Below are 18,119 nucleotides of genomic sequence, written 5' to 3'. Positions count from 1 at the left end.
CCTAGCGCGGCGCGGCGTAGCCCGCGGCGAGCAGAGCCCGCGTCACGCCGTTGGTCCAGCCGAACCCGTCCTGCAACGGATATTCGCCGCCGCCGCCGGGCAGCCGCTCGACCACATTGTACTTTTCGAGCAGCTTGCCGCTCGCGGCATATTCGCGGTCGACGGTCGCCAGCCAGTTGGTCGCGATCCGCCGCGCAAGCGGCTCCTCATGATAGCGGCGCAGGCCCTGGATCGCGATCCATTGCAGCGGCGCCCAGCCATTGGGCTCGTCCCACTGCTGCCCGGTCCGCACCGCGGTGGTGCCAAGCCCGCCTTCGCCGACCAAAGGCGCGAGCGCCTGCGCGGTCGTCTTCGCCCGCTCGGGCGAGGCAAGGCCGACGAACAGCGGATAGGCCATCGCCGCGGTACGGCCGTCGGCAACACGGCGCGCGTCGAGATCGTAATCGGCATAATAGCCCGCGCCGTTCCACAGGTGCGTCGCGATCGCCTTCGCCCGCGCATCCGCGGCCGCGGCGTAGGCGGTGACGCAGGCTGTATCCTTGAGCACCCGGCAATTGTCGGCGATGCTCCGTTCCATGCCATACATCAGGCTGTTGAGATCGACCGGCACGATCCGCGTCGTCCGGATCGTCGCCAGCGTCTTGCCATCCCCGAGCCAGCGTGAGCTGAAGTCCCAGCCGCTCTCCGCACCGGCGCGCAGGTCGCGGTACATCGCCTTGGCGTCGCGTCCCGGCGTCGCCGCGACCAGCGCCGCATCCTCGCGATAGCTTTCGTCGCGGGGATCGTCGCGATCGTCCCAATAGCGGTTGAGCAGCGCGCCATCGGCAAGCCGCACCACGCGCGCATGCTCGTCCCCCGGCCGCAGTCGAGCAGCACCCGCCATCCAGAAATCATGTTCGGCACGCATCCAGCGCGTCCGCTGCGCCAGCGTGGCGTCACGCGTCGATAGCCCCGCAATCAGGTAGAAGAACGGCGGCTGCGAGCGGCTGAGATAGTAGGTGCGGGTGCCGTTGGGGATACGACCATAGCGGTCGATCAGGCTGCCGAAGTCGGTGACCATGTCCTCGACCAGATCCTGCCGGCCCGACACCTGCAGTCCGAGCATCGTGAACCAGCTATCCCAATAATACATCTCGCGGAACCGTCCGCCCGGCACGACGAAGCGGCGCGGCAGCGGCAGTGCTGACGACCCCGCCGGCACGCTTGGCAGCGTCCGCGTGAGTTGCGGCCAGAGCGCATCGATATGCGCGGCCAGGCCGAGCCGGCGCGACGGTGGCGGCGCGGCCGGGGTCACCGGCAGCGTGAAATTGGCAAGCACGAAGGCCTTCAGCGCGGCATCGCTCGTGCAGGCGCAACGGCGGTAGTCGGCAAGGATGGCGGCGTCCGGGCGGCGCGGCTCGGCATCGGCGAAGGTCTTCGAATCCGGAAAGACCTGCCGCATCTGCACGTCGCGGAACAGCGGCCCGAACCGCTGCGCCGGCGACAGCGGCGTCGCCGCGACGAGCAGGCCGGCGAGCGCCAGCACCAGGGGACGGATCATGCGCGGCTCTCCACTATCGTGCCATGGGCCAGCGTCACGCGCCGCGCCCGGCGATCGCATTGCAATGTGACGCGCCGCGCGCCGTCGGGCAAGCGCAGCGCGAAGCCGTCCGCACCCGCCCAGTCCGCGTCCTGCATCGGTTCGCCGTCGAGCCGCCGCCACTCCGGCGCGGCGTACGGCGTGACGCGGTCCAGCCCGGCCGCGGCGCGGAAGGCCGCCAGATCGCAGGCGAACGCCTCGAGCCCGCGGTCGCGCCCGGCCCAATCGACCCAGCCAATCGCATTGTCCTGCGCATAGGCGTTGTTGTTGCCCTGTTGCGTCCGCCCGAACTCGTCGCCCGCGCTCAGCAGGATCGTGCCGCGCGAGGCGAACAGCGTCGCGAGCAGCGCGCGCCGGTCGGCGTCGCGGCGGGCGAGCACGGCGGGATCGTCGCTCGGCCCTTCCACGCCGTTGTTCCAGCTGTGATTGTCGCCATGGCCATCGCGATTGTCCTCGCCATTGGCGTGATTGTGCCGCTCGGCATAAGCGACGGTGTCGGCGAGCGTGAAGCCGTCGTGCGCGGCGACGAAGTTGACGCTGCGCGTGTCGCCGCTGCCGAAGACATCGGCCGATCCCGCAAGTCGGGTCGCCAACGCACCGGCGCTGCCGTCGCCACGCCAGAAGCGCCGCACGTCGTCGCGATAGCGGTCGTTCCACTCCAGCCAATGCGCCGGAAAGCGACCGAGCTGATAGCCGTCCGGGCCGATATCCCAGGGCTCGGCGATCATGACGCGGCTCGACAGCAACGGATCGGCGACGATTTCGGAGAAGATCGGCGCGTTCGGATCGAACCCCGGCCCACGCGCCAGCACCGGCGCGAGGTCGAAGCGGAAGCCGTCGACGCCGAGCGCGGCGAAATGGCGCAGGCTGGCGAGGATCAGCGCGCGTACCTCGGGCCGGGAGCAGTCGAGCGTGTTGCCGGTACCGGTATCGTTGATCAGCGTGCCGTCGGCGGCATGGGCATAATAGAGCTGCTCGTCCAACCCGCGCAGCGACAGCGTCGGCCCGTCCACGTCGCTCTCGCCGCTATGGTTGAAGACGAGGTCGAGGATCACGCCGATCCCGGCTTCGCGCAGCGCGGCGACGGTGTCGCGCAGCTCGGCGACCCCGCCCGGCGCGAGCCGCGGATCGATCGCCATCGGCACGACCGGATTATAGCCCCAGGCGTTGCGCAGTCCGAGCGGCGGAAGATGGCGTTCGTCGATCCAGGCGACGATCGGCATCAGCTCGACCGCGCTGACCCGCAGCCGTTGCAGATGCGCGATGACCGCGGGGTGTCCCAAGGCTGCGATCGTCCCGCGCTGCGCCGCCGGCACGTCGGGATGCAGCATGGTGAAGCCACGAACGTTGAGTTCGTAGATCAGACCGCCGGGAGAAAAGAGCGGGGGAAGGGCCGTCCGTCCCCATTCTTCGTCATCCCCGCGGAAGCGGGGATCCATGTTCGCAGCCCCGTCGGCCCCTTCGATACCCTGCGCGTCTGGATCCCCGCCTCCGCGGGGATGACGATGGGGAAGGCGTGTTACCACCCCCCACGGCACCAGCCCTCCCGTCTCCACCCCCGGCTGACCCAACCGGGGATCGTAGACGAAGGCCCGATCGAGCTCGACCGCATAGGGATCGACCAACAGCTTTGCCGGATCGGCGGCTGCACGGAACCCGTAGCGTTGACCTGCTCCGATCCCCGGCACCTCCACCGACCAGATACCGTCGATGCCTGTCATCGCCACCCGCCGTTCGGCCACCCCATCCCACAGGCACAAGGTCACCGCCGTCGCGGAGCGCACCGCGAATCTCACACCGCCATCGTAGACGATCGCGCCCAGCGCGGGCGCGTCGGTCACGTGATGACGTCCGGCTCGGTCCGCCCGGTGTGCCGCACGATGCCCGCGATCTCATCCGCTGCGGCAACGATATCCGCCAGCATCGCGCCGGTCTCCTGATCGAGGTTGCCGCCCACCGGCTCGTACCGCTCCAGATAAACGCGCAGCGTCGCGCCGCTGGTGCCGGTACCCGAAAGGCGGAACACCACCCGGCTGCCGCCTTCGAACAGGATGCGGACGCCCTGGTTGCGGCTCACCGAGCCATCGGTCGGATCGGTATACGCGAAATCGTCCGCCGCCGCGATCGTCAGCCCGGCGACCTCGGTCCCGGCGAGCGTCACCAGCTTGCCGCGCAACTCCGCCATCAGCGCATCGGCGCGGGCGCTCTCGACGCCTTCATAATCGTGGCGAGCGTAATAGTTGCGGCCATAGGTCGCCCAATGATCGCGCGCGATCGCATCGACCGATTCGCCGCGCACCGCGAGGATGTTGAGCCACAGCAGCACCGCCCACAATCCGTCCTTCTCACGGACGTGATCCGATCCGGTGCCCGCGCTCTCCTCGCCGCAGATCGTCGCCATGCCGGCGTCGAGCAGATTGCCGAAGAACTTCCACCCCGTCGGCGTCTCGAAGATCGGCAGGCCGAGCTTTTCGGCGACACGGTCGGCCGCCGCGCTGGTCGGCATCGACCGCGCGATGCCCTTCAGCCCGCCCTTGTAGCCCGGCGCGAGATGCGCGTTCGCCGCCAGCATCGCGAGGCTATCCGACGGCGTCACGAACCGCCCGCGGCCGATGATGAGGTTGCGATCGCCATCGCCGTCGGACGCCGCACCGAAGTCCGGCGCGTCCGCCGCCATCATCGTCTCGTACAATTCGTGCGCATGGACGAGGTTGGGATCGGGGTGATGCCCGCCGAAATCCTCCAGCGGCTCGCCATTGCGCACCGTGCCGGCCGCGAAGCCGAGCCGCTTCTCCAGGATCTCGGTGGCATAGGGGCCGGTCACCGCGCTCATCGCGTCGAACGCCATCGTCAGCCCCGCGGCGCGGATCGCGTCGAAGTCGAACAATCGCTCCATCAGCGCGGCATAATCGGCAACCGGGTCGACCACCTCGACCGTCATGTCGCCGACGGTTACCTCGCCGAGCGTGTCCAGATCGACATCCGCGGCATCGACCGTCAGCCAGCGGTCGATCGTCCGGGTACGCGCGTACAGGGCTTCGGTGACCTGCTCGGGCGCCGGGCCGCCATTGGCGATATTGTACTTGATGCCGAAATCCTCGGTCGGTCCGCCGGGATTGTGGCTCGCTGACAGCACCAGCCCGCCCAGCGCCTGGCGGATGCGGATCATGTTGCTCGCCGCAGGGGTGGAGAGCAGGCCACCGCGCCCGACGACGACGCGGCCGAAGCCGTTCGCCGCGGCGATGCGGATCGCCTTCTGGATCACCTCGCGATTGAGGAAGCGGCCGTCGCCGCCGATCACCAGCGTGGCGCCCTGCTTGCCGTCGATGACGTCGAACACCGCCTGGACGAAGTTCTCGGCATAATTGGGCTGCTGGAAGACGGTGACCTTCTTGCGCAGGCCGGAGGTGCCGGGCTTCTGGTCGGAATAGGCTTGGCTGGCGACGGTACGGATCATGCGGTTCCTGTCAGGCTCTTGTAGAGGTCGGCATAGCGGCGGCCGCTTTCCGTCCATGAGAAATCGGCGCGCATCCCGTTGCGCTGGATGGCGCACCATAAGTCGGGACGCTGATAGGCGGCAATGGCGCGGCGGATTGCGTGCGCGAGCGAATGATAGCTGGCCTCGCCGTGCTGGAAACCGGTGGCGACACCGGCGGCGAGCGCCGCCTCGTTGGCGTCGATCACCGTGTCGGCCAGCCCGCCGGTGCGCGCGACGATCGGCACGCAGCCATAGGCAAGGCCGTACAACTGGGTCAGCCCGCACGGTTCGAACCGCGACGGGATCAGGATCGCATCGGCGCCGCCTTGCAACAGGTGCGACATCGGCTCGTCATAGCCGATCGTGACCGCGATCCGCCCGGGATAGCGCGCCGCGGCGGCGAGCAGCGCCGCTTCGAGATGCGCATCGCCCGAGCCGAGCAGCGCCAGCCGCGCGCCGCTCGCCACCAGCTCGTCGAGGCAGGTGACGAGCACGTCCATGCCCTTCTGCCAGGTCAGGCGGCTGATCACGGTGAACAGCGGCCCGTCGTCCCGATCAAGGCCAAAGACCTTTTCGACCGCGCGTTTGTTGGCCTTGCGCCGGCCGAGCGCGCGGGCGGTGAAGCGGCTGGGCAGCGCGGCGTCGCTCTCGGGGTTCCACACCGCCGGATCGATGCCGTTGACGATGCCGTGGACGCGATCACGGCGGCTTTCGATCAACCCTTCCAGTCCCATGCCGAAGCGGGGCTCGCGGATCTCGGCGGCATAGGTCGGGCTGACGGTGGTGATCGCATCGGCCGCCTCCAGCCCGGCCTTGAGGAAGCCGACCCCGCCATAATATTCGACGCCGTCGATGGCATAAGCCTCATCGGGCAGTTCCAGCCCGGCGAAGACCTCGGCACCGAACTGTCCCTGGAAGGCGATATTGTGGACGGTCATGACGCTGGCGACGCGGCTGTCCGCGGTGCTGCGATAGCGCAGATAGGCGGGGGCCAGCGCCGCCTGCCAGTCGTGCGCGTGGAGCACGTCGAAGCCCTGCGCCACCTCCGCCGCGGCGCGCGACAGCGCCGCGAAGCGCCGCCAGTCGTCGGCCTGTCCGTAGAGCCCGCCGGCACGGGCGAACAGCGCCGGCGCGTCGAGCACCAGCAGCGGATGGGCGCCGATCCGCGCGCTGAGCAGCCGCGCCTCGACCCCCATCAGCTTGGACCAGCGCCGCACCACCTTGGCGCCCTTGATCACCTTGCCGACCGCGGGATAGCCGGGGATCAGCGTGGTCGTCGCGACGCCATGCGGTGCCAGCGCATCGGGCAGCGCCCCCACCACGTCGGCGAGCCCGCCGGTCTTGACCAGCGGGAACGCCTCCGAGGCGACCGAGAGGACGGAGAGGGTCACAGCCCGAGGCGGTCGATCATCGGCTGGGTGATCAGGCAGATGCCCTTGTCGGTCCGCCGGAACCGCCGCGTATCCAGCTCCGGATCCTCGCCGACGACCAGCCCGTCGGGGATGACCACGCCGCGGTCGATCACGACGCGGCTCAGCCGCGCGTTGCGGCCGATATGGCAATATGGGAGGACCACCGCCTCATCGAGCGACGAGAAGCTGTGCGCGCGCACCCCCGTCGACAACAGGCTGCGGTGGATCGCCGAGCCCGAGACGATGCAATTGCCCGAGACGAGGCTCGACACCGCCGAACCGCGCCGCCCGTCCTCGTCATGGACGAACTTGGCCGGCGGGGTGATCTCCGAATAGGTCCACAGGGGCCATTCGTGATCGTAGACGTCGAGTTGCGGGATGATATCGGTAAGGTCGATATTCGCCTCCCAATAGGCATCGACCGTGCCGACGTCGCGCCAATAGGCCGCCGGCTCCTCGCTGGTGCGCACGCAGCTCTTCGAGAAGCGATGCGCCTGCGCGGTGCCGTGCTGGACGAGATAGGGGATGATGTCCTTGCCGAAGTCGCGCGCCGAGCCTTCGGTGCTGGCATCGCGCTTGAGCTGCTCGATCAGGAACTTGGTGCGGAAGACATAGATGCCGAGGCTGGCGAGCGCGATATCGGGCTGGCCGGGGATCGCCGGCGGATCGGCGGGCTTCTCGACGAAGTCGATGATCCGGTCGGTCTCGTCGACGTGCATCACGCCGAACGCCACCGCCTCCATCCGCGGCACCTCCATACAGGCGACGGTCACGTCCGCACCGCTGTCGCAATGCTGCTGGAGCATGATCTCGTAATCCATCTTGTAGATGTGATCCCCGGCGAGGATCACCATATACTCGACGTTATATGTCTCGATGATGTCGATGTTCTGGAACACCGCATCGGCGGTGCCCTCATACCATTGGAATTCGGATACGCGCTGCGAGGCGGGCAGGATGTCGAAGCTTTCGTTGCGCTCCGGGCGCAGGAAGTTCCAGCCGCGTTGCAGATGCCGGATCAGCGAATGCGCCTTGTACTGCGTCGCGACGCCGATCCGGCGGATGCCGGAGTTGATCGCATTCGACAGCGCGAAGTCGATGATCCGGCTCTTGCCGCCGAAATACACCGCGGGCTTGGCCCGGGTGTCAGTGAGTTCCATCAAGCGGCTGCCGCGCCCGCCCGCCAGCACGTATGCCATCGCGTCGCGCGATAGGGGCTGTCCTCGTCTGTCTACCATCCAGTCCCTCCACTAATCCGTCGTCGTTGTCGGCCGGTCCCGCGAGATGCGGTCAGCCATCATATTGCAGCATCACCGTCGCCAGCGGCGGCAGCGTCACCCAGGCCGCGCCGTCCTTGGCCTCGACCCCGCCCAGGTTGCCGAGGCCGGAGCCCCAGTAATCATGCGCGTCGGAATTGATGATCTCCCGCCAGCGCCCGTCATGGGGCAGGGGGATGCGATAGGGCGCCCGCGCCACCGGCGTCAGGTTGGCGATCACCGCGACCGGCTTCTCGCCCGGCGCCTTGCGCAGCCAGGCGAACACCGAATTGGCGGCATCGTCGCCGATCAGCCATTCGAACCCCTCGGGCTCGCAATCGCGCGCGTGCAGCGCCGGCGTGTCGCGGTAGAGCCGGTTGAGATCGCGGACCAGTCGGCGCACGCCGCCATGCGCGGCGGAATGGCCGAGATGCCAGTCGAGCGCACGCTCCTCGCTCCACTCCTGCCGCTGTGCGAACTCCTGGCCCATGAACAGCAGTTTCTTGCCCGGATAGCCCCACATGAACGCGTAATAAGCGCGCAGATTGGCAAATTGTTGCCAGTCGTCGCCCGCCATCTTGGTCAGCAGCGATCCCTTGCCGTGCACCACCTCGTCGTGGCTCAGCGGCAGGACGAAATTCTCGTCGAAGGCATAGACGAAGCCGAAGGTGATCTCGCCATGGTGATGGCGGCGATGGACGGGCTCGCGCGCGAAATACTGAAGGGTGTCGTGCATCCACCCCATATTCCACTTGAACCCAAAACCAAGGTTTTGGCGCGGCCCTTCCTCGAACGCGGGCATCGACACGCCCGGCCAGCTCGTCGATTCCTCGGCGACGGTGAAGACGCCGTCTTCCTTGCCATAGACCGCGCGGTTCATGTCGCGCAGGAAGCTGACCGCCTCCCAATTTTCGCGGCCGCCCTCCTCGTTGGGGATCCACTCGCCGGCCTCGCGGCTATAGTCGCGATAGAGCATCGAGGCGACTGCATCGACGCGCAGCCCGTCGACGTGATAGCGTTCGGGCCAGAATAAGGCGTTGTTGATCAGGAATGAGCGCACCTCGCGTCGCCCGAAATTGTAGATCGCCGTGTTCCAGTCCGGGTGGAAACCCAGGCGCGGGTCCTCATGCTCGTACAGCGCCGTGCCGTCGAAGCGGGTGAGGCCATGCGGATCGACGGGGAAATGCGCGGGCACCCAGTCGAGCAGCACGCCGATCCCGGCGCGATGCGCGCCATCGACGAAGCGAGCAAAGCCATCGGGATCGCCGAACCGCGCCGATGGGGCGTATAGGCCGGTCGTCTGATACCCCCATGATGGATCATAGGGATGCTCGCTGATCGGCATGAACTCGATATGCGTGAAGCCGAGATCGACGACATAGGGGATCAGCCGGTCGGCGAGCGCGTCCCACGACAGGTACCAGCCGTTCTCGTCCTTGTCCCAGCTGCCCGCGTGCACCTCGTAGATGCTGATCGGCACACGCCGCGGATCGACCTTCGCCCAGGTCTCGCGATGCGCCGCGTCGCCCCAGACGTGGGCGGGCGGCGCGGTGGTGATCGAGGCGGTCTTCGGCCGCAGTTCGGCGGCGAAGGCGAAGGGGTCGGCCTTGAGCGGCTGGAGCGTGCCGTCGGGGCCGATGATCGCGAATTTGTAGCTGTGACCGGCGCCGATATCGGGCAGGAAGATTTCCCACACGCCGATATCGCTGCGGCGACGCATGACGTGGCGGGTGTCGTTCCAGTCGTTGAAGTCACCGACCACCGACACGCGCCGGGCATTGGGCGCCCACACGGCAAAATGCATGCCGCTCGCGCCCTGATGCTCGATCAGATGCGCGCCCATCTTGTCGTACAGCCGGAAATGCGATCCTTCGGCGATCAGATAATCGTCGGTCGGCCCGAGCACCGGGCCGAAGCTGTAAGGGTCCGTCACCCACCATTCGGCGCCATGGCCCTGCGCCTTGTACTTCACCGGTTGCGGCTCGCCTGAGATCGCCTCCTCGAACAGCCCGGCGTCCTCGATCCGCGTCAGCGTGCCGAGCGGCGTACCGGCGAGGTCATGCGCCTCGATGGTCTCCGCACCGGGTATCCAGGCGCGCGCGAACGTGCCCTGCGGCCCGGCGAACGTGCCGAGCAGCGAAAACGGATCGTCGTGACGCCCTTCCAGCAATGCGGCGATGGCGCCACGTGGTGGTCTCACATCACACCCCAGATCTGTTTTGCATATTCGCCGATCGTCCGGTCGGACGAGAACCAGCCCATATTGGCGACATTGAGCACCGCCGAGCGGCCCCAGGCGTCCTTATCGCGCCAGCGCGCGTCGACATCGCGCTGTGCGGCGGCGTAAGCGTCGAAGTCGGCGGCGAGCATGAACCAGTCATGCTCGTACAGGCCGTCCATCAGCCCCTTGTAGCGATCGGGATCGTCGGGCGAGAAGACGCCGGATGCGATCGCATTGACCGCCTGCGCCAGCTCGCGCGATTGGGCGATCACGTCGCGACCGCGATAACCGCTGGCGCGCTTCTCGGCGACTTCGTCCGCGGTCAGACCGAAGATGAAGATATTGTCGTCGCCGACGTGATCCTTGATTTCGATATTGGCGCCATCGAGCGTGCCGATCGTCAGCGCACCATTGAGCGCGAACTTCATGTTGCCGGTGCCCGACGCCTCCATGCCCGCGGTCGAGATTTGCTCGGACAGGTCGGCGGCCGGGATGATCCGTTCCGCGAGGCTGACGTTGTAATTGGGGACGAACGCCACCTTCAGCAGATTGCCGACCGCGGGATCGGCGTTGATCCGCTTGGCGACGTCATTGGCGAGTTTGATGACGAGCTTGGCGGTATGATAGCTCGACGCGGCCTTGCCGGCGAACAGCTTCACCCGCGGCACCCAGTCGCGCTCGGGATGGCTGCGGATCTGGTCGTAGAGCGCCACAGCCTCGACGATGCCGAGCAACTGGCGCTTGTATTCGTGGATGCGCTTGATCTGGACATCGAAGATCGCATCGGGATCGAGGGCCAATCCCATGCTGTCCTTAATGTAGGTCGAGAGCGTCACCTTGTTGGAACGCTTAACGGCCGCGAAACGCTCCCGAAACGATGAATCATTTGCGAACGGCGCAAGCGCGGTCAGCTTGGCGGCATCGTCGCGGAATTCCTCGCCGATCGCCTCGGCGAGCAGGCCGGTGAGTCCCGGGTTGCACTGTTGCAGCCAGCGTCGCGGCGTGATGCCGTTCGTCTTGTTGTTGATCCGATCAGGGTAGAGGCGATGGAGGTCGGCGAAGACCGTCTTCTTCATCAATTCGGTGTGCAGCGCCGCAACCCCGTTGACGCTGTGGCTGCCGGCGAAGGCGAGGTTCGCCATCCGCACCCGTCGCTCGCCGCCTTCGTCGATCAGGCTGATCGCGGCGATGGCGTTGCCGTCGATGCCGTCGACCTTGGCCGCCTCGCGCAGCAGCTTGGCGTTGATCGCATAGACGATCTGCATGTGCCGCGGCAGCAGCCGCTCGAACAGCGGCAGCGGCCAACTTTCCAGCGCCTCGGGCAGCAGGGTGTGGTTGGTATAGCCGAAGGTCGCGCGGGTGATGTCCCAGGCGTCGTCGAACGACAGGTCATGGAAATCGGTGAGCAGCCGCATCAATTCGGCGACCGACACCGCCGGATGCGTGTCGTTGAGCTGGATCGCCGCCTTGTCCGGCAGCGTACGGATATCGCCGAAATATTGCAGGTGGCGGCGGACGATGTCCTGGATCGATGCGGAGGAGAAGAAATATTCCTGGCGTAGCCGCAGTTCCTGGCCGGCTGGCGTGCTGTCGTTGGGATAGAGGACGCGCGTCAGCGTCTCCGCCCGCAACTGTCCCGCGAGCGCGCCCTCGAAGTCGCCGGCGTTGAACCGGTCGAGCTTGATCGGGTCGAACGCGCGTGCGTTCCACAGCCGCAGCGTGTTGACCCGCTTGCCGCGCCAGCCGACCATCGGCGTGTCGAAGGCGACCGCCTCCACGGCTTCCGCCGGGGACCAATGGACCTGCCCGGCGGCGGTCGCGGTCACCTCGCCGCCGAAGCCGACGAAATAGGCGCTCTCGCGGCGCTCGAACTCCCAGGGGTTGCCATGCGCCAGCCAATTCTCGGGCAGTTCGACCTGCCAGCCGTCATCGAGCCGCTGGCGGAACATGCCGTTCACATAGCGGATGCCATAGCCGTAGGCGGGCAGGTCGAGGCTGGCGAGGCTTTCCATGAAGCACGCCGCGAGCCGGCCAAGTCCGCCGTTGCCGAGCGCTGCATCGGGTTCGATCTGCTCGATCTCGGCGAGGTTCACGCCGAGGCTGGCAAGCGCCTCGGCGACCTCGTCGTTATGGCGCAGGTTCGACAGGGCGTCGCGCAGCAGCCGGCCGATCAGGAATTCGAGGCTGAGGTAATAGACGCGCTTGGCGCCGGCGGCATGCGCCTCCTTTGTCGACTGCATCCAGCGCTCGATGATCTCGTTGCGCAGGGTCAGGATCGTCGCGGCCAGCCAGTCGTGCGGCCGTGCCGCCTGGGCATCCTTGCCGATCCGGTGGACCAGCGTTTCGACGATCGCCGAGGCGAGCGCCAGGGTGGGCGAGGGGCTGCGGTCGAGCGCGGTGGGTGCGGCGGCTTGGCTGTCTGTCACGGCATATCCGAAGCAAGAGGAAGGCGGAGTAGAGGATGGCGGCGGCCGCAGGTCACGCGCGGTCGGCGCCGATGCGGCATCACATCATGCCGACGAGCAAGGTGAGGTTGAGGCCGATGATGATCGCGGCGATCGCCCAGGCGATGGTCCGCAGCCACAGCGGGCTGACGAAGCGGCCCATCACCCGCGACTGGCCGGTGAACAGCACCAGCGGCACCACCGCGAACGGCAGTTGCAGGCTGAGCACCACCTGGCTGAGCACCAGCAGCTTGGTCGCGCCGCCGTCGCCCGAGGCGCCGACGACGATCACCGCCGGCACGATCGCGAGCAGCCGCGTCACCATCCGGCGCAGCCACACCGGCAGGCGCAGGTTGAGGAAGCCTTCCATCACGATCTGCCCGGCGAGCGTGCCGGTGACGGTGGAATTCTGTCCCGAGGCGAGCAGCGCGACGCCGAAGACGATGCTGGCCGCGCCAACCCCCATCATCGGCGCGAGCAGGCGATAGGCTTCGTCGATCTCGGCGATCTCGGTACGGCCCGCGGTGTGGAACACGGCGGCGGCGACGATCAGGATCGCCGCGTTGATGAAGAAGGCGAGGCCGAGCGCGACCGTGCTGTCGATCGTCGCCCATTTCGCCGCGTCGGCCTTGCCGGCGTCGCTCGGATCGAAGGCGCGGGTCTGGACGATCGAGGAATGGAGATAGAGGTTGTGCGGCATCACCGTCGCGCCAAGGATGCCGATCGCGAGGTAGAGTTTGGCGGGATCGGTGACGATTCCCGGCGTCGGCACCAGCCCGGCGAATACCGCGCCGACATCGGGCTTGGCGTAGAACAGTTCGAAGGCGAAGCAGCCGGCGATGATCAGCAGCAGCGCGACGATGAACGCCTCGATCTTGCGGAAGCCGTAGCGTTGCAGGGCCAGGATCAGGAACACGTCGAGCGCGGTGACGATCACGCCCCAGACCAGCGGAATGCCGAACAGCAATTGCAGCGCGATCGCGGTGCCGAGCACCTCGGCCAGGTCGCAGGCGATGATCGCGATCTCCGCGAGCAGCCACAGCACCATCGACACCGGCTTCGAATAATAGGCGCGGCAGGCCTGGGCGAGGTCGAGCCCCGCCGCAATGCCGAGCCGCGCCGACAGCGCCTGCAGGACGATCGCCATCAGGTTGGAAAGCAGGATGACCGACAGCAGCGTGTAACCGAATGCCGAGCCCCCGGCGATGTCGGTCGCCCAATTGCCCGGGTCCATATAGCCGACCGCGACGAGGAAGCCCGGCCCCATGAACGCCGCCAGCCGCCGCCAGCCCGCGCCACCGACGGGGACTGCGACGCTGCGGTGGCTACCACTGAGAGAGACGGCGGGAGCAGAGGCGGGTGGCGTCATGGCGCCGGTGTGTGGCGGAAGCGGCGGGCGCGGGCAAGGTGCGAGAGCGCAAGTTGGATCAATAGGCCGCGCCATTGGGGTAAGGGAGTGGTGCCCGATCAGCGACTTGCGTCTGCCGCGACGCGGCGGGGCGCAGTCGGCAGGGCAATACCTTGCCGACTGACGCCGGGGTCAGACCGGCGCCGCATCCACGTCGGGGCCGGCGCCATAATGGTGCCAGGTGAAGATGGCGAGCGCGCCGCGATGCGGCCGCCACGCCTCGGCGAGCGCGCGCGTCAGTTTCTCCGAAGGCCGCTCGTCGTGGCCGAGCAGCCGCCCGATCTCGATCTGCACGGCGAGGTCGCCCGCCGGCCAGACGTCCTGACGCCCCTCGGCGAACAGCAGATAGATTTCCGCCGACCAGCGCCCGATGCCCTTCACCCGCACGAGCTGCGCGATCGCCGCCTCGTCGTCATCGGGCAGATCGTCGAGGTCGAGCCGGCCGCTGGTCACCTCCTCGGCGAGGCTGCGCGCATAGCTCGCCTTCTGCCGCGACAGGCCGGCGGCGCGCAGCGTCTCGTCGCTCGCCGCGAGGATGGTGTGCGGATCGCCGGGGTCGCCGACCAGCATCTCCAGCTTGCGATAGACCGCGGCGGCGGAGGCGACGCTGACCTGCTGGCCAAGGATCGTGCGCAGCAGCGTCGCATAGCCGCGCTCGCGGATGCGCGGCGGCGGATAACCGACCCGGTCAAGACCGGCGGCAAAGGCCGGCTCGGACGCCGCAAGTGCATCCATCGCCGCGCGAATCTGTTCGGCGGTCAGGCCCATGGTCGCTGCACCGCGGCTTGATCCCAAACCAACCGCACGGCATGGCCGGCGGCAACTTTATCGGAGACTGTCATGCCCAAGCTTATCGTCGTCACGCGCGAGGGGGAAGAACGCGAAATCAACGGCGAAGCCGGCCTGTCGGTGATGGAAGTGATCCGCGACGCGGGCATCGACGAGCTGCTGGCGCTGTGCGGTGGCTGCTGCAGCTGCGCGACCTGCCACGTCCATGTCGATCCCGCCTTCGCCGACAAATTGCCGGCGATGGGTCCGGACGAGGACGATCTGCTCGATTCGAGCGACGAGCGCAACGCGACCTCGCGCCTGTCGTGCCAGATCCAGATGACGCCGGCCCTCGACGGGCTCAAGGTGACGATCGCGGGCGAGGATTGAGCGGCATCCCACCCCTGACCGTGGTCTAGGCCGGATCGACATTCAAGCTTCGGAGATAACGCCGCCCCCGGCAGGGCAAGGCTAACGTCCCGGCGGGGCAAGGCTATCGTGCGGACGTTCGCTTGAGTTCGTCGCCTCCCAATCCCACCCCGTCACCCCGGACTCGTTCCGGGGTCCACTCTGCGGCGAGGAGAAAGGCATTATGGGCCACCAATCCCCTCGTGGCCCGGTGGACCCCGGAACAAGTCCGGGGTGACGGATACGCGGAGGACGCCGTTCGAGCCTCATCACCGGAGCCATAGGCGATAGTCCTCCCCCTGGAGGGGAAGGGATTGGCTGAATGTCGATCCGGCCCAACCCTCTACCGTCATCCCCGCCAAGGCGGGGATGACGATCAAGGCAAGTGCGCCTACCGCGCCGCCACCGCGTAGAGCGCGATCGCCGCGGCGTTCGACACGTTCAGGCTTTCCACCTTGTCGCTGATCGGCAGTTTGGCGAGTTCGTCGCAATGCGCTTCCGTATTCTGGCGCATGCCCTCGCCCTCGGCGCCGAGCACGATACAGATGCGCTGCGTGCCCATCGCCTCGGCCAGCGTCTGATCGGCATGGCCGGTGAGGCCGATCCGCCAGAAGCCCGCCTCGGCGATCTCCTCGAGCGCGCGGGCAAGATTGACGACGCGCACCCACGGCACCGTCTCCAGGGCGCCCGAGGCCGCCCGCGCGACCGTGCCGCTCTCCGGCGGCGCGTGGCGGTCCTGCGTGACGATGCCGAGCGCGTCGAACGCCGCAGCCGAGCGCAGGATCGCGCCGACGTTATGCGGATCGGTGACCTGGTCGAGCACCACCAGCGGGCGCTGGTCGTCCTTGCCCTCGATCAGCAGATCGGCGAGCCAGCTGTCTTCCAGCGGCTCGACCTCGGCCACCAGCCCCTGGTGCGGCGCATCGGAGGGCACCAGCCGGCCGAGATCGGCGACATCGGCATAGACGACCGGCATCGACGGCGGGATGTCGAGCGACGCGAGCGCCTCGCGCGTGCCCCACAACTTGCGCACGACCCGGTTCGGGTTGGCGAGCGCCGCCGTCACCGGATGCCGACCCCAGAATTTCGGGCGGTTGGCGGTGCCCGTCGACGGGCGATGGCCACGGCGCGCCATCAGCGGGGGGTCCGGGCGTGGGGGAGGGTGATCGTCTCAGTCATCATTGGCATCGCTATAGGCAAAGGGGTCGGTGACCACCGGCTGCGTCGGCAGCGGCGGGCGGGGCAGCGCCGTATCGGCGTTGGCGGCGGAGAGCAGGATCGAGGCAAGGACGATCGATCCCTGCCGCAGATCCTCGGGCTTGAGATGGTCGAACGTGTCGACTGACGAATGATGGACGCGGCTGCCGTAATCGAGCGGGTCCTGGACGAACTGGAAGCCGGGGATGCCGACCTGCTGGAGCAGCACATGGTCGGTGCCGCCGGTCTGCCGCGCGACGACGTTCGCGGCGCCCATCGACGCGAGCGGCGCCAGCCATTCGCGGAAGATCGGCACCACCGCCGGATTGTTCTCGGCATACAGCCCGCGCAACTTGCCCGAGCCATTGTCGATGTTGAAATAGGCGGCAAGCGCGCCATGGCCGGGTAGCGGGGTGATCGGCCAGCGATCGGCGAAACCATAATCGGGTCCGGTCGGCTGGTCCGATGGCGCGCCGCGGCGGGCGAGATGCGCCTTGGTGTAGGCGAGGCTGCCGAGCAGGCCCTCCTCCTCCGCGCCCCACAGGACGAAACGGATCGTGCGCCTGGGTCGCACGCCGCTGGCGGCGAGGATGCGTGCCGCCTCCATCACCTCGGCCGAACCCGCGCCATTGTCCGCCGCGCCATCGCCGGCCACCCAGCTGTCGAGATGCGCGCCGGCCATGACATAGCCGGCCTTGGGATCGGTGCCGGGGATCTCGGCGATGACGTTATAGGCGTTGGTGTCGCTGTCGTCGAAACGGACGTCGCTGGTGATCTCCAGCGTCGGCGCCGGGCCCATCTTGGCGAGGCGGGCGAGGCGCAGATAATCCTCCTGCGCGATCTGCACCGCGGGCAGGGTCGCGGTGTCGCCGGCACCGAACAGATAGCCTTCGCCATGGACCAGCTTGCCGTCGCGATACGACATGGTCGCCATCGCCACCGCGCCTTCCGCCTTCAGGAAGGCATCGAGCTTCTTGGTATAGTCGAGCCGCTTGGCCCGGCGGTTGATGCTGGCCGGGTCGTATTCGGGCTGCTGGAAATGGTCGAGCCGCGCGAAATCGTCGCCGGAGAGGCGGCGGAAGGCGGGATCGGTCGGGTCCGCGGCCGCGCGGGGCAGGGACACCATCACGATCTTGCCGCGAAGCTGGCCGCGATATTTGGCAAAGTCGCGTTCGCGCGCGATCGGCGCGACCACGACCGGAGCGGTGATCGTGCCATTAGTGCCCGGCGTCCAGGCGACGGGGATCGCGGTAAGCTGCACCGGCCGCGGCGTCACCATGCGGACGCTGGCGCGTTCGATCGACCAGCCGCGGCCGAAGGCGAAGCCCTCCTTGCGGACGTTGCGCAGCCCCCATTCGCGGAATTTGCCCTGCGTCCATGCTTCCGCGGCGCGGGCGCCCGGCGAGTTGGCGAGGCGCGGACCGATCACGTCGGTCAGATATTGCACGGTCTGTACGACCTGGCTGTGATTGGTGCCCTGGTCGATGATCGCCGCGAGCGCGCTGCGATCCTCCGTCCGCTCCCGTGCGAGGGCGGGCGAGGCGGCGCACAGCGCAGCGGTGGCGAGCAAGAGGTGACGCATCGATATCCCCGGCGAACGATGCCGATCGTGCTAGGCGGCGGTCGCGGTTCGCGCAAGCGTGCGCCGCCGATGCCAAAAAACCGTCATACGCGGCGTTGACAGCCGCGTTTCGCTTCGCCAATAGGCCGCCTCGCTTCAGCGAAGCGGCCCATCTGGACAGGTGGCCGAGTGGTTAAAGGCAGCAGACTGTAAATCTGCCCGTGCAAGCGTACGCTGGTTCGAATCCAGCCCTGTCCACCACCTCCCCGCTTCGGCGGGGAGGGCCCGCGGCTCGGACGGTCGCCCTTTCACCCGCCACCGCCGATCCCCGCGCTACGTGGTAAAAACAGCCTCATCTAATTGAAGTCACCTGCGTAACGATAGGAA

General features: G+C 67.7%; 12 protein-coding genes and 1 tRNA gene. 2 read left to right on the top strand and 11 right to left on the bottom strand.

The window, feature by feature from the left end; genetic code table 11:
- Position 1: 1 nt before the first annotated feature.
- The 9 genes from treA to HD841_RS07680 form a co-directional block, all read right to left on the bottom strand.
- Entirely contained in the window at positions 2-1,540 is a 1,539-nt protein-coding gene (gene treA / locus HD841_RS07720; protein WP_179508317.1) for an alpha,alpha-trehalase TreA, read from the bottom strand.
- The gene (locus tag HD841_RS07715; RefSeq protein ID WP_179508316.1) at positions 1,537-3,420 is read right to left on the bottom strand and encodes a glycogen debranching protein; all 1,884 of its coding nucleotides are present in this window, start codon (positions 3,418-3,420) and stop codon (positions 1,537-1,539) included. The genes treA and HD841_RS07715 overlap by 4 nt, the downstream gene beginning before the upstream one ends.
- Positions 3,417-5,036: an alpha-D-glucose phosphate-specific phosphoglucomutase gene (locus tag HD841_RS07710; RefSeq protein WP_179508315.1), complete on the bottom strand. Its 1,620-nt coding sequence runs from the start codon at positions 5,034-5,036 to the stop codon at positions 3,417-3,419. Before HD841_RS07710 ends, HD841_RS07715 begins: the two co-directional genes overlap by 4 nt.
- The gene (gene glgA / locus HD841_RS07705; protein ID WP_179508314.1) at positions 5,033-6,448 is read right to left on the bottom strand and encodes a glycogen synthase GlgA; all 1,416 of its coding nucleotides are present in this window, start codon (positions 6,446-6,448) and stop codon (positions 5,033-5,035) included. Before glgA ends, HD841_RS07710 begins: the two co-directional genes overlap by 4 nt.
- The gene (glgC, locus tag HD841_RS07700) at positions 6,445-7,707 is read right to left on the bottom strand and encodes a glucose-1-phosphate adenylyltransferase (RefSeq protein ID WP_179508313.1); all 1,263 of its coding nucleotides are present in this window, start codon (positions 7,705-7,707) and stop codon (positions 6,445-6,447) included. Before glgC ends, glgA begins: the two co-directional genes overlap by 4 nt.
- Positions 7,708-7,759: 52 nt before the next feature.
- Positions 7,760-9,925 (bottom strand): 1,4-alpha-glucan branching protein GlgB, encoded by a 2,166-nt coding sequence (gene glgB / locus HD841_RS07695; RefSeq protein WP_179508312.1) that lies wholly within the window; start codon positions 9,923-9,925, stop codon positions 7,760-7,762.
- Positions 9,922-12,315, bottom strand: coding sequence for a glycogen/starch/alpha-glucan phosphorylase (locus HD841_RS07690; RefSeq protein ID WP_179508809.1), 2,394 nt, complete (start codon positions 12,313-12,315; stop codon positions 9,922-9,924). Before HD841_RS07690 ends, glgB begins: the two co-directional genes overlap by 4 nt.
- A 136-nt stretch (positions 12,316-12,451) precedes the next feature.
- Positions 12,452-13,759, bottom strand: coding sequence for an Nramp family divalent metal transporter (locus tag HD841_RS07685; RefSeq protein WP_179508311.1), 1,308 nt, complete (start codon positions 13,757-13,759; stop codon positions 12,452-12,454).
- A gap of 171 nt (positions 13,760-13,930) precedes the next feature.
- Positions 13,931-14,566: a DNA-3-methyladenine glycosylase family protein gene (locus tag HD841_RS07680; RefSeq protein WP_179508310.1), complete on the bottom strand. Its 636-nt coding sequence runs from the start codon at positions 14,564-14,566 to the stop codon at positions 13,931-13,933.
- Between the two features lie 72 nt (positions 14,567-14,638).
- Here HD841_RS07680 and HD841_RS07675 point away from each other — a divergent pair, with 72 nt between their 5' ends.
- Positions 14,639-14,956 (top strand): 2Fe-2S iron-sulfur cluster-binding protein, encoded by a 318-nt coding sequence (locus HD841_RS07675; protein WP_179508309.1) that lies wholly within the window; start codon positions 14,639-14,641, stop codon positions 14,954-14,956.
- A gap of 409 nt (positions 14,957-15,365) precedes the next feature.
- On the opposite strand, the gene rlmB is transcribed toward HD841_RS07675, so the two are convergent.
- The gene (gene rlmB, locus HD841_RS07670) at positions 15,366-16,109 is read right to left on the bottom strand and encodes a 23S rRNA (guanosine(2251)-2'-O)-methyltransferase RlmB (RefSeq protein WP_179508308.1); all 744 of its coding nucleotides are present in this window, start codon (positions 16,107-16,109) and stop codon (positions 15,366-15,368) included.
- A 36-nt stretch (positions 16,110-16,145) separates the two neighbouring features.
- Positions 16,146-17,753, bottom strand: coding sequence for a M20/M25/M40 family metallo-hydrolase (locus HD841_RS07665; RefSeq protein ID WP_179508307.1), 1,608 nt, complete (start codon positions 17,751-17,753; stop codon positions 16,146-16,148).
- A gap of 154 nt (positions 17,754-17,907) precedes the next feature.
- Here HD841_RS07665 and HD841_RS07660 point away from each other — a divergent pair.
- A tRNA-Tyr gene (locus tag HD841_RS07660) sits at positions 17,908-17,993 on the top strand.
- The last annotated feature ends 126 nt before the right edge of the window (positions 17,994-18,119 follow it).

This window comes from Sphingomonas melonis (genome assembly GCF_013409985.1).
Lineage (GTDB): Bacteria > Pseudomonadota > Alphaproteobacteria > Sphingomonadales > Sphingomonadaceae > Sphingomonas > Sphingomonas melonis_A.
The sequence above is the reverse complement of the archived record's forward strand: the minus strand, read 5'-3'. Positions and strand labels throughout refer to the sequence as shown.

What these genes read in the sequence shown, in the direction of transcription:
- glgC (WP_179508313.1), bottom strand. Translation starts at nt 7,707, where the DNA reads ATGGTAGACAGACGAGGACAGCCCCTATCGCGCGACGCGATGGCATAC.
- HD841_RS07680 (WP_179508310.1), bottom strand. Translation starts at nt 14,566, where the DNA reads ATGGGCCTGACCGCCGAACAGATTCGCGCGGCGATGGATGCACTTGCG.
- HD841_RS07675 (WP_179508309.1), top strand. Translation starts at nt 14,639, where the DNA reads ATGCCCAAGCTTATCGTCGTCACGCGCGAGGGGGAAGAACGCGAAATC.
- rlmB (WP_179508308.1), bottom strand. Translation starts at nt 16,109, where the DNA reads ATGGCGCGCCGTGGCCATCGCCCGTCGACGGGCACCGCCAACCGCCCG.
- HD841_RS07665 (WP_179508307.1), bottom strand. Translation starts at nt 17,753, where the DNA reads ATGCGTCACCTCTTGCTCGCCACCGCTGCGCTGTGCGCCGCCTCGCCC.
- HD841_RS07710 (WP_179508315.1), bottom strand. Translation starts at nt 5,036, where the DNA reads ATGATCCGTACCGTCGCCAGCCAAGCCTATTCCGACCAGAAGCCCGGC.
- treA (WP_179508317.1), bottom strand. Translation starts at nt 1,540, where the DNA reads ATGATCCGTCCCCTGGTGCTGGCGCTCGCCGGCCTGCTCGTCGCGGCG.
- HD841_RS07685 (WP_179508311.1), bottom strand. Translation starts at nt 13,759, where the DNA reads ATGACGCCACCCGCCTCTGCTCCCGCCGTCTCTCTCAGTGGTAGCCAC.